This window comes from Streptomyces sp. DvalAA-43, assembly GCF_900091725.1.
GTDB classification, from domain to species: Bacteria; Actinomycetota; Actinomycetes; order Streptomycetales; family Streptomycetaceae; genus Streptomyces; species Streptomyces pulveraceus.
The window spans coordinates 1-8,349 of sequence record NZ_FMBW01000075.1; the positions used below are offsets into that span (position 1 = coordinate 1).

At 72.5% G+C, this 8,349-nt stretch carries 10 protein-coding genes; 3 read left to right on the forward strand and 7 right to left on the reverse strand.

Annotated features, from left to right (window positions below):
- The 4 genes from GA0115234_RS32220 to rimP form a co-directional block, all read right to left on the reverse strand.
- Positions 1-563: translation initiation factor IF-2 N-terminal domain-containing protein (locus tag GA0115234_RS32220; RefSeq protein ID WP_176729334.1), on the reverse strand; the 563-nt coding region annotated here is incomplete at its 3' end.
- Between the two features lie 147 nt (positions 564-710).
- Complete coding sequence (locus tag GA0115234_RS32225; RefSeq protein ID WP_176729335.1) at positions 711-989, reverse strand: YlxR family protein; 279 nt, start codon at positions 987-989, stop codon at positions 711-713.
- Positions 990-1,098: 109 nt separating this feature from the next.
- A complete protein-coding gene (gene nusA, locus GA0115234_RS32230) occupies positions 1,099-2,139 on the reverse strand; it encodes a transcription termination factor NusA (RefSeq protein ID WP_093548801.1) in 1,041 nt (346 codons plus the stop codon).
- A 2-nt stretch (positions 2,140-2,141) separates the two neighbouring features.
- Positions 2,142-2,639 (reverse strand): ribosome maturation factor RimP, encoded by a 498-nt coding sequence (gene rimP / locus GA0115234_RS32235; RefSeq protein ID WP_093548803.1) that lies wholly within the window; start codon positions 2,637-2,639, stop codon positions 2,142-2,144.
- A 177-nt stretch (positions 2,640-2,816) separates the two neighbouring features.
- Here rimP and GA0115234_RS32240 point away from each other — a divergent pair, with 177 nt between their 5' ends.
- From GA0115234_RS32240 to GA0115234_RS32250, 3 genes are read left to right on the forward strand one after another with little or no spacing between them, the layout of a single operon-like run.
- Positions 2,817-3,344 (forward strand): hypothetical protein, encoded by a 528-nt coding sequence (locus GA0115234_RS32240; protein ID WP_093548806.1) that lies wholly within the window; start codon positions 2,817-2,819, stop codon positions 3,342-3,344.
- Complete coding sequence (locus tag GA0115234_RS32245; RefSeq protein WP_093548808.1) at positions 3,341-3,859, forward strand: ferritin-like domain-containing protein; 519 nt, start codon at positions 3,341-3,343, stop codon at positions 3,857-3,859. The genes GA0115234_RS32240 and GA0115234_RS32245 overlap by 4 nt, the downstream gene beginning before the upstream one ends.
- 28 nt (positions 3,860-3,887) lie before the next feature.
- The gene (locus GA0115234_RS32250; protein WP_093548809.1) at positions 3,888-4,793 is read left to right on the forward strand and encodes an aminoglycoside phosphotransferase family protein; all 906 of its coding nucleotides are present in this window, start codon (positions 3,888-3,890) and stop codon (positions 4,791-4,793) included.
- 61 nt (positions 4,794-4,854) lie between these two features.
- On the opposite strand, the gene GA0115234_RS32255 is transcribed toward GA0115234_RS32250, so the two are convergent.
- From GA0115234_RS32255 to GA0115234_RS32265, 3 genes are all read right to left on the reverse strand, one after another.
- Positions 4,855-6,549, reverse strand: a complete 1,695-nt coding sequence (locus GA0115234_RS32255) for a proline--tRNA ligase (RefSeq protein WP_093548811.1) — start codon at positions 6,547-6,549, stop codon at positions 4,855-4,857.
- An 80-nt stretch (positions 6,550-6,629) separates the two neighbouring features.
- Positions 6,630-7,199, reverse strand: coding sequence for a GNAT family N-acetyltransferase (locus GA0115234_RS44510; RefSeq protein ID WP_093548813.1), 570 nt, complete (start codon positions 7,197-7,199; stop codon positions 6,630-6,632).
- A 64-nt stretch (positions 7,200-7,263) separates the two neighbouring features.
- Complete coding sequence (locus GA0115234_RS32265; protein WP_176729336.1) at positions 7,264-8,109, reverse strand: GNAT family N-acetyltransferase; 846 nt, start codon at positions 8,107-8,109, stop codon at positions 7,264-7,266.
- Positions 8,110-8,349: the final 240 nt, after the last annotated feature.

Here is an 8,349-nt window from a genome sequence, read left to right on the forward strand (position 1 = left end):
CCGCCATCGCGCTGGCCACCGTCACGCTGACCGCCGGCCGGAGCCGGACGGGCATGGCCACCGGCAGGACGAGGTCCGGGGGTGGCACCCGCGGGACGCGGGGCCTGCTGCTGCGGGGCAGCGGGCTGGGCCGGAGCCGGAGCCGAGAACTCGGCGGCGGGCACCGGGGTGACCGGAGCGGGCTTCGGCGCGAGCTTCGGGCCCGGACGCGGGCCGGCAGCCGGTGCGGAAGGCGCTGCGGGGGCGCTGCTCGCCGGGGCGGCGGGGGCCGGCTTGGGGGCCGGGGCGCCGGGCTTCGGGGCAGCGGGACGTGCCGCAGCGGCCGGGGAGGGCGCTGCGGGCTTTGCGGGCGTCGCCTTGCGGGGCGCGCCAGGCTTTGCAGCGGACTTGCCGGCGTTGCCGCCGGGCCCCTGCAGTGCGTCAGTCAACTTGCGTACAACCGGCGCCTCGATCGTCGAGGACGCCGAACGGACGAATTCACCGAGTTCTTGGAGCTTGGCCATGACGACCTTGCTCTCGACGCCGAACTCCTTGGCGAGTTCGTATACCCGGACCTTAGCCACTTCGCTCCTTTTAGGTCCGGGTTACCGCCGGACCGTCGCTACTTCATGGGCGTACTCATCGCGTACTCATCGAGTGCTCATCGCAATCTCGACCTACTTCCAACTCGCGAGGTACCTGACCGCACGGGGTCCCGTGCCGTTCACTTCTTACGGTGTCACCCGCTCGACGAACCGCTGCACTGCGGCGGGGTCGAACGGCCCCTTGGCCTTGAAGGCCCGGGGGAAGGCCCGGCGGCGAACCGCCAGGTCCAGACAGACAGAGACGGGGTGTACATAGGCACCCCGGCCGGGCAGCGTACCGCGAGGATCGGGAACGCAGGCGTCCCCGTCCACGACGATGCGCAGCAGCTCGCTCTTGGCCGCCCGCTCCCGGCATCCCACACAGGTTCGCTCAGGGCAAGCGCGGGCGTGCGTCCGGCCAGACACGTTTAAGTCTACCTCCCCGCACCGACCTCACCCCTTTGGGGCAAAAATCGAACGGATGTTGTCGTGATCTCAGCGGCATGCCGCCGGGATGTATTCCCTGCGGACCGGGTCAGCGGCGCTCGGAACGCTCGCGTGCGCGCTCGGCCCGCTCCCGGTCCGCCACGTCGCGCTCGGCGTCGGTCTCGGTGTCCGGACGGATGTCGATGCGCCAGCCGGTGAGACGGGCGGCGAGGCGGGCGTTCTGCCCTTCCTTGCCGATCGCCAGCGACAGCTGGTAGTCCGGCACGGTGACCCGGGCGGACCGGGCGCCGAGGTCGACGACCTCGACCTCGCTCACCCGTGCGGGCGACAGCGCGTTGGCGACCATCTCCGCGGGGTCGTCCGACCAGTCCACGATGTCGATCTTCTCGCCGTGCAGCTCGGCCATGACATTGCGCACCCGGCCGCCCATCGGGCCGATGCAGGCGCCCTTGGCGTTCAGCCCGGAGCGGGTCGAACGGACCGCGATCTTGGTGCGGTGACCGGCCTCGCGGGCGATCGCGCAGATCTCGACGGAACCGTCGGCGATCTCCGGGACCTCCAGCGCGAAGAGCTTCTTCACCAGGTTGGGGTGGGTCCGCGACAGCGTCACGGACGGGCCGCGCACGCCCTTGGCGACCCGTACGACATAGGTACGCAGCCGCAGGCCGTGGGTGTACTCCTCGCCCGGCACCTGCTCCTGCACCGGCAGGATCGCTTCCAGCTTGCCGATGTCGACCAGGACGTTCTTCGGGTCCTTGCCCTGCTGGACGACGCCGGTGACGACGTCGCCCTCGTGGCCGGCGTACTCACCGAACGTCTTGTCGTCCTCGGCGTCGCGCAGCCGCTGCAGGATGACCTGCTTGGCGGTGGTCGCGGCGATCCGGCCGAAGCCGGACGGGGTGTCGTCGAACTCCTTGGGCTCCTGGCCCTCTTCGAGGTCGGCCGGGTCCTCCTTCGCCCACACCGTCACATGCCCGCGCTCGTCGAGCTCCACCCGCGCGCGGCGGTGGCTTCCGTCGGTACGGTGGTAGGCGATGAGGAGGGCCGACTCGATCGCCTCGACGAGCACGTCGAAGGGGATCTCCTTGTCCTGTGCCAAGCCCTTCAAGAGCTTCACGTCGATGTCCACGGCTACGCCTCCTCTTCCTTCTTGTCCTTGCGGCTGAATTCGATCTCCACGCGCGCCTTGGCGATGTCGTCGAAGGCGACCCGGCGGGACGTGGGCTTGCGGCCCTTGACGCCCGGCACTTCGAGGTCGAGCCCCTCTTCGTCCACGGCGAGGATGCGGGCCACCAGCTCGCCGCCCTCGCGCAGGTGCAGCTTTGCCAGGCGGCCCGTGGCGCGTACGTAGTGGCGGTGCTCCGTCAGCGGACGGTCGGCACCGGGGGAGCTGACTTCGAGGACGTACTCCTCGTCGCCCATCGCGTCGGTCTCGTCGAGCTTCTCGGAGATCGCGCGGCTCAGCTCGGCGCAGGCGTCCAGCTCGACGCCCTCCTCGGAGTCCACGATGATCCGCAGCACGCGGCGGCGGCCGGCCCGGGACACCTCGATCTCTTCGAGATCCAGCTGTTCGGCGCTGACGAGCGGTTCGAGCAGCCCGCGCAGCCTCTCGCTCTGGGTGGTGCTCATCCGGGTGACTCCTCGGCCGCGTGTGCTGTTGTGGGGATCGTCGCGTGTCAGGTCAAAGGGTATCCGGTCCCGAGGGGTGTTGCCGTCCGCCTCCTCCGCAGCCGCAGGTACGCTCGCCTGCGGTGATCACTTCAGGACAGATCCAGTCAAGACAGGGCCAAGCCCGAAGGAGAACAGGTGCGGCGCACGGGGACGACGCGCAGAGGTGTGTTCACCGCGACGGGAGCGATCGCCCTGGGGGCGGTGCTCGCCGGCTGCGGTGACGGGTCCGGCGGAGGAGAGGGCTCCGGCCGGTCCGGGGCGGCGACCACGGCCGAGCAGGCCTCTGCGGCACGGGCGGACAGGAGGATCCGGGCGGCCGCCGCGCGCACCAGCCTGGAGCTGCTCGGAGGGTACGAGCAGGTGGTCCGGGCCCATCCGGCGACCGCCGCCGGGCTGGCGCCGCTGAGGGATGCCGTACGCGCCCATGCCAAGGCGCTGGCGCCCTCCGGCGGGCAGGCGCCCGTGCTCCCGCGGTCACGCGCGACCGATGCCGGGGCCGCCGTCCGGGAACTGGCCGCCGCGGAGCGCCGCGCCGCGGACGCGCATCTGGCGGCCCTCGTCGAGGCCCCGCCGGAGCTGGCCCGGCTGCTGGCGTCGATCGCGGCGGCCGACGCGGCCCACGCCTATCTGCTGACCGAACTGGCCAAGGAGACCTCGTCATGAGCGCCGGGACACAGAAAGCCGCGCAGGCGGCCCTGGCCGCCGAACACGCGGCGGTGTACGGGTACGGGGTGGTCGGCGGCCGGGTCGCCGAGGGCCGCCGGGCCGAGGCCACGGCGGCCCATCACGCGCACCGGGCCCGGCGCGACGCGCTGGTGCGGACCGTGCGCGGACTGGGCGGTGAGCCGGTGGCGGCGCAGGCCGCGTACGCTCTGCCGTTCGCGGTGCCGGGCCCGGCCGCGGCGGTGCGGCTGGCGGCCCTGCTGGAGGACCGGGTCGCGGGCGTGTACTCCGATCTCGTCCGGGCCGCCGAGGGCTCGCTCAGGCGGGAGGCGGCCGACGCGCTGCGGGAGGCCGCGGTGCGCTCCGTCCGCTGGCGGGGCAGCGGCGTACCCTTTCCCGGGCTCGCCGAGCGGACCGCCGACGCCACGGACACGAAGACGGGGACGGCCGCGAACGCCGGGTCCGGTGCGAAGGGCGGGGCCGATATGACGAACGGGTCCGGCGCGGCGCACTGAAGAAGCTCTGAAAGGGAACAAGGCACGTATGGGTTTCGAACCGCCGCAGCGTCTGGTGCGGGCGCTGGGCGAGTCGTACGGGGATCAGGCCGCCGCCGACTGGCTCGCGCGGCTTCCCGCACTGACCGAGGAAGCGCTGTCCGCCACCGGCCGGGAGCCGGCAGTGGAGCGGGTCGCCGCCCCGGGCGGCCGCAGCAGTCTGGTCCTGCTGGTGACGTGTTCCGACGGCACCCCGGCCGCCCTGAAGATCGCACCGCCCGAGGCCGCTCCGGAGCTGGAGCGGGCGGCGCTGGCGCACTGGAACGGCTGGGGCGCGGCACAGCTCGTCGCCGCCGGGCCCGGCGCGCTGCTGCTGGAGCGGCTGCACCCGGAGGTGTCGCTGCGCTCGCTGCCGGAAGCGAAGGCGCTGCTCGAAGCGGCGGGGACGGTGCGCCGGCTGTGGGTCGAGCCGCCGGCCGGGCACGGTTTCGAGACGGTCGCCGAGCGGACCGGGCGCCGGGTCGGGCCGATGCTCGCCCGTGCGGCGGCCGATCCGGGCCTGGAGCCGCTGGTCTCCGCGGCGCTCGCGGCCCGCGATGAGCTGGTCGCCCACTCCCCCGAGCTGCTGCTGTTGCACGGCAACTTCCGCCAGAGCAAGGTGCTGGCCGGTGAGCGGGCGCCGTGGCTGACGGTCGGTCCCGAGCCGTTGGTCGGTGAGCGTGCCTACGATCTGGCGCGGCTGGTGCGCGACCGCGTCGAGGACCTGATCGCCTCGCCGGGCGGCGCGGTGACGGCCCGTCGGCGGATCAAGAAGCTCGCCGACTCGCTGGACGTGGACCGGGAGCGGCTGCACGGCTGGACGCTGTTCCGCGCGGTGGAGTCGGGGACCCGTGCGCTGGAGGGCGGCCGCGGCCAGGAGGGCGAGCTGACGCTGGAGTTCGCGAGCTGGCTGTAGGGCGCGAGACAGACCGCAGGCCCCCCGCGCGGTGCGCGGGGGGCCTGCGGTTTTCCCGGTGTCAGGCGGTGAGGCGGGCGATCGCCTCGTCGACCGTGAGCTCCTCGCGCTCGCCGGTGCGGCGGTCCTTCAGCTCCAGGACGCCCTCGGCCGAGCGGCGGCCGGCGACCAGGATCTGCGGGACGCCGATGAGCTCGGAGTCGGTGAACTTGACGCCGGGCGAGACGCCCGGACGGTCGTCGACCAGGACGCGCAGGCCCGCGGCGTTCAGCTTCTCGGAGACGTCGAGCGCCAGCTCGGTCTGGAGCGCCTTGCCCGCCGCGACCACGTGCACATCGGCCGGGGCGATCTCGCGGGGCCAGCACAGGCCCTTGTCGTCGGCGGTCTGCTCGGCGAGGGCGGCCACGGCACGGGAGACGCCGATGCCGTACGAGCCCATCGTGACGCGGACGGGCTTGCCCTGCTGGCCGAGGACGTCGAGGGAGAAGATGTCGGCGTACTTGCGGCCGAGCTGGAAGATGTGGCCGATCTCGATGGCGCGGTCCACCTGGAGGCCGGTGCCGCACTCGGGGCAGGGGTCGCCCGCCTCGACGACGACGACGTCGAGGGAGTCGGTGACCTCGAAGTCGCGGCCCGCGACGACGTTCTTCGCGTGCTTGCCCTCCTTGTTGGCACCCGTGATCCAGGCGGTGCCGGGGGCGACGCGCGGGTCGGCGATGTATCGGACCTTCTCCAGGCCCTGCGGGCCGACGTAGCCGCGTACCAGGTCGGGGCGGCCCTCGAAGTCCTCGGCGGTGACGAGCTCGACGACGGCGGGGGCGAGGTGCTCGCCGAGCTTGCCGAGGTCGACCTCGCGGTCGCCCGGCACGCCCACGGCCACGATCTCGCCGTCGACCTTGACCAGCAGGTTCTTCAGGGTCGCGGAGGCCGGGACGCCGAGGTGCGCGGCGAGCGACTCGATGGTCGGGGTGTCGGGGGTGTCCAGCTCCTCGACGGGGCCGTGCGCCGAGCCGTCCGCGGGGGTGGCCTTGAAGGTCACGGCCTCGGTGTTGGCGGCGTAGTCGCAGGAGGGGCAGTCGACGAAGGTGTCCTCACCGGCCGGGGCGGGCGCGAGGAACTCCTCCGACGCCGAGCCGCCCATGGCGCCGGAGACGGCGGAGACGATGCGGTGGTCGAGGCCGAGCCGCTCGAAGATCCGGATGTAGGCGGCGCGGTGCAGCTGGTACGCCTCGGCGAGACCCTCGTCGGTGGTGTCGAAGGAGTACGAGTCCTTCATCTGGAACTCGCGGCCGCGCAGCACGCCGGCCCGGGGACGGGCCTCGTCGCGGTACTTGGTCTGGATCTGGTAGAGGATCACGGGCAGGTCCTTGTAGGACGAGCACATGTCCTTGACGACCTGGGTGAAGATCTCCTCGTGGGTGGGGCCGAGGAGGTAGTCGGCGCCCTTGCGGTCCTTGAGCCGGAACAGCAGGTCGCCGTACTCGTCGTACCGGCCGCTCGCCTCGTACGCCTCCTTGGGCAGGAGCGCGGGGAGCAGGACCTCCTGGCCGCCGATGGCGTCCATCTCCTCGCGGACGACGCGGGTGATGTTCTCCAGGACCTTCTTGCCGAGCGGCAGCCAGGTCCAGATTCCGGCCGCGGTGCGACGTACGTAACCGGCCCGGACGAGCAGCTTGTGGTTGAGCGTCTCGGCGTCGGCCGGGTCGTCGCGCAGTGTCTTGATCATCAATCGGGACATGCGCTGGACCTGGGCCATGGTGAACTCCTGCTCGGAAGGGTGATGTGCAGGAGGTTAGCCGGGCGGTGCGGGTGGGCGGAAATCCGTTGTTCCCGCTCTCAGCCCCTGCGGCGCAGTGGGAGCGGGGCTCCCATGACCGCGTACGGCATGGGAGCGCTGGGGAAGAGCACCTGCCGGGCCAGGTCCTGGTAGCCGAGACTGCGGTACAGGCCACGTGCCGGGCTGTCGGTGTCGATGGCGGAGAGGATGGACCGGGGCTGGTCGACGGCGTCGGTGATGGTGGTGATCAGCGTGCGTCCGATGCCTCGGTTCTGGTATTGCGGCAGGACGTGCAGCTCGGTGATGACGAAGGAGTCGTCGAGCCAGTGCACGCTGCCGGTGGCGCGGAGGTAGGGCTCGACGACGGTGGACCACCACTGGCCGCGTTCGTTCGGCATGCCGTAGACGAAGCCGACGAGCCGCTCGCCGGTGGTGGTGGCGCCGAGGGCGCGGGCGCAGGGGTGGTCGAGGTGTCTGAGGACGATGTGGCGCCGTACCTCGATCTCCTCGGGGCCCAGGCCGAAGGCGACGGCCTGCACGGCGAGCGCCTCGTCCACGCGCGCGGCGAGATCGATCGGCCCGATCCGGACGCTGGGGGTACGGGGGCCGCCCCCGGGAAGTGCTGCCATGCGCCGACCCTACTGGCCGGGGCGGGATGCGGGGTACGGGTGGGTGGCCCTGCCCGCCGGGGGGTCAGAACAGCACGCTCATGAACGCGCCGGTCTCCCGGAAACCGACCCGGGCGTAGGCCCGGCGCGCGGGGGTGTTGTAGTCGTTCACGTAGAGGCTGACGACGGGGGCGACATCGGCCAGCGCGTAGCGCAGGACCGCGGCCATGCCCGCTTCGGAGAGTCCGCGGCCGCGGTGTTCGGGGGCGACCCAGACGCCCTGGATCTGGCAGGCTTGCGAGGTCGCGGCACCGATCTCCGCCTTGAAGAGGACCTTGCCGTCCTCGATCCGGGCGAAGGAGCGGCCGGATCCGATGAGCTCGGCGACGCGTGCCTGGTAGAGGAGTCCGCCGTCGCCCGCGAGCGGGGAGATGCCGACCTCCTCGGTGAACATCGCCACGCAGGCCGGCATCAGGACGTCCATCTCGTCCTTGCGGATCCGGCGGACCAGGGGGTCGGGGGTCACGTCGGCGGACGGGCTCTCGGTCACCATCAGCGGCTGGTTGGCCCGGACTTCGCGGGCGGGGCCCCAGCCGGGTTCGAGCAGCCGCCACAGCTGGGCGGTGGGCTCGGCGGGGCCGACGATGGAGGAGCAGCGGCGGCCGGCCCGGCGGGCCCGGTCGGCGAAGGCGCGGACGGCCTCGGGGGTGGCGCAGATGGGGACGAGGTTGGCGCCCGAGTAGCAGAGCGAGCGGAGCCGGCCGTCGGCGTACCAGCCCCACATCTCGCCGCCGAGGCGCCAGGGGTCGAGTCCTGCGATCTGGACCCGGGAGGTCACGAAGGCGTTGGCGACGGGCTCGCTCTCCAGGACGGCGAGAGCGGCACCGAGGTCGCTGGGTTCGAGGACCCGGGTGGTGGTCTGCGTCAACACGAGGGGGCCTCACCATACGGTCTGCTGATTTCCGCACTGTAACCGAAGCGGCTCATCCGTGCCGCCCGTGCCTGCGAAGAGGCCCCGCGCACCGGCCGTGAGGTCGCTCACGGCGGCGCCCCGCCGGTCGGTGTCCGTCCGGCGGGGCGCGGTGGTGCGGGTCGTGGGTCCGGCCGATGCCGTGGTTCAGCTGACGGAGACCTCGGGCTCGCCCGAGGCGATGCCGTCCTTCTCCATCTG

Excerpts from the sequence above, each read along its gene's own strand:
- rimP (WP_093548803.1), bottom strand. The coding sequence starts at position 2,639 with ATGAGCACCACCCAGAGCGAGAGGCTGCGCGGGCTGCTCGAACCGCTC.
- GA0115234_RS32245 (WP_093548808.1), top strand. The coding sequence starts at position 3,341 with ATGAGCGCCGGGACACAGAAAGCCGCGCAGGCGGCCCTGGCCGCCGAA.
- GA0115234_RS32250 (WP_093548809.1), top strand. The coding sequence starts at position 3,888 with ATGGGTTTCGAACCGCCGCAGCGTCTGGTGCGGGCGCTGGGCGAGTCG.
- GA0115234_RS32255 (WP_093548811.1), bottom strand. The coding sequence starts at position 6,549 with ATGGCCCAGGTCCAGCGCATGTCCCGATTGATGATCAAGACACTGCGC.
- GA0115234_RS44510 (WP_093548813.1), bottom strand. The coding sequence starts at position 7,199 with ATGGCAGCACTTCCCGGGGGCGGCCCCCGTACCCCCAGCGTCCGGATC.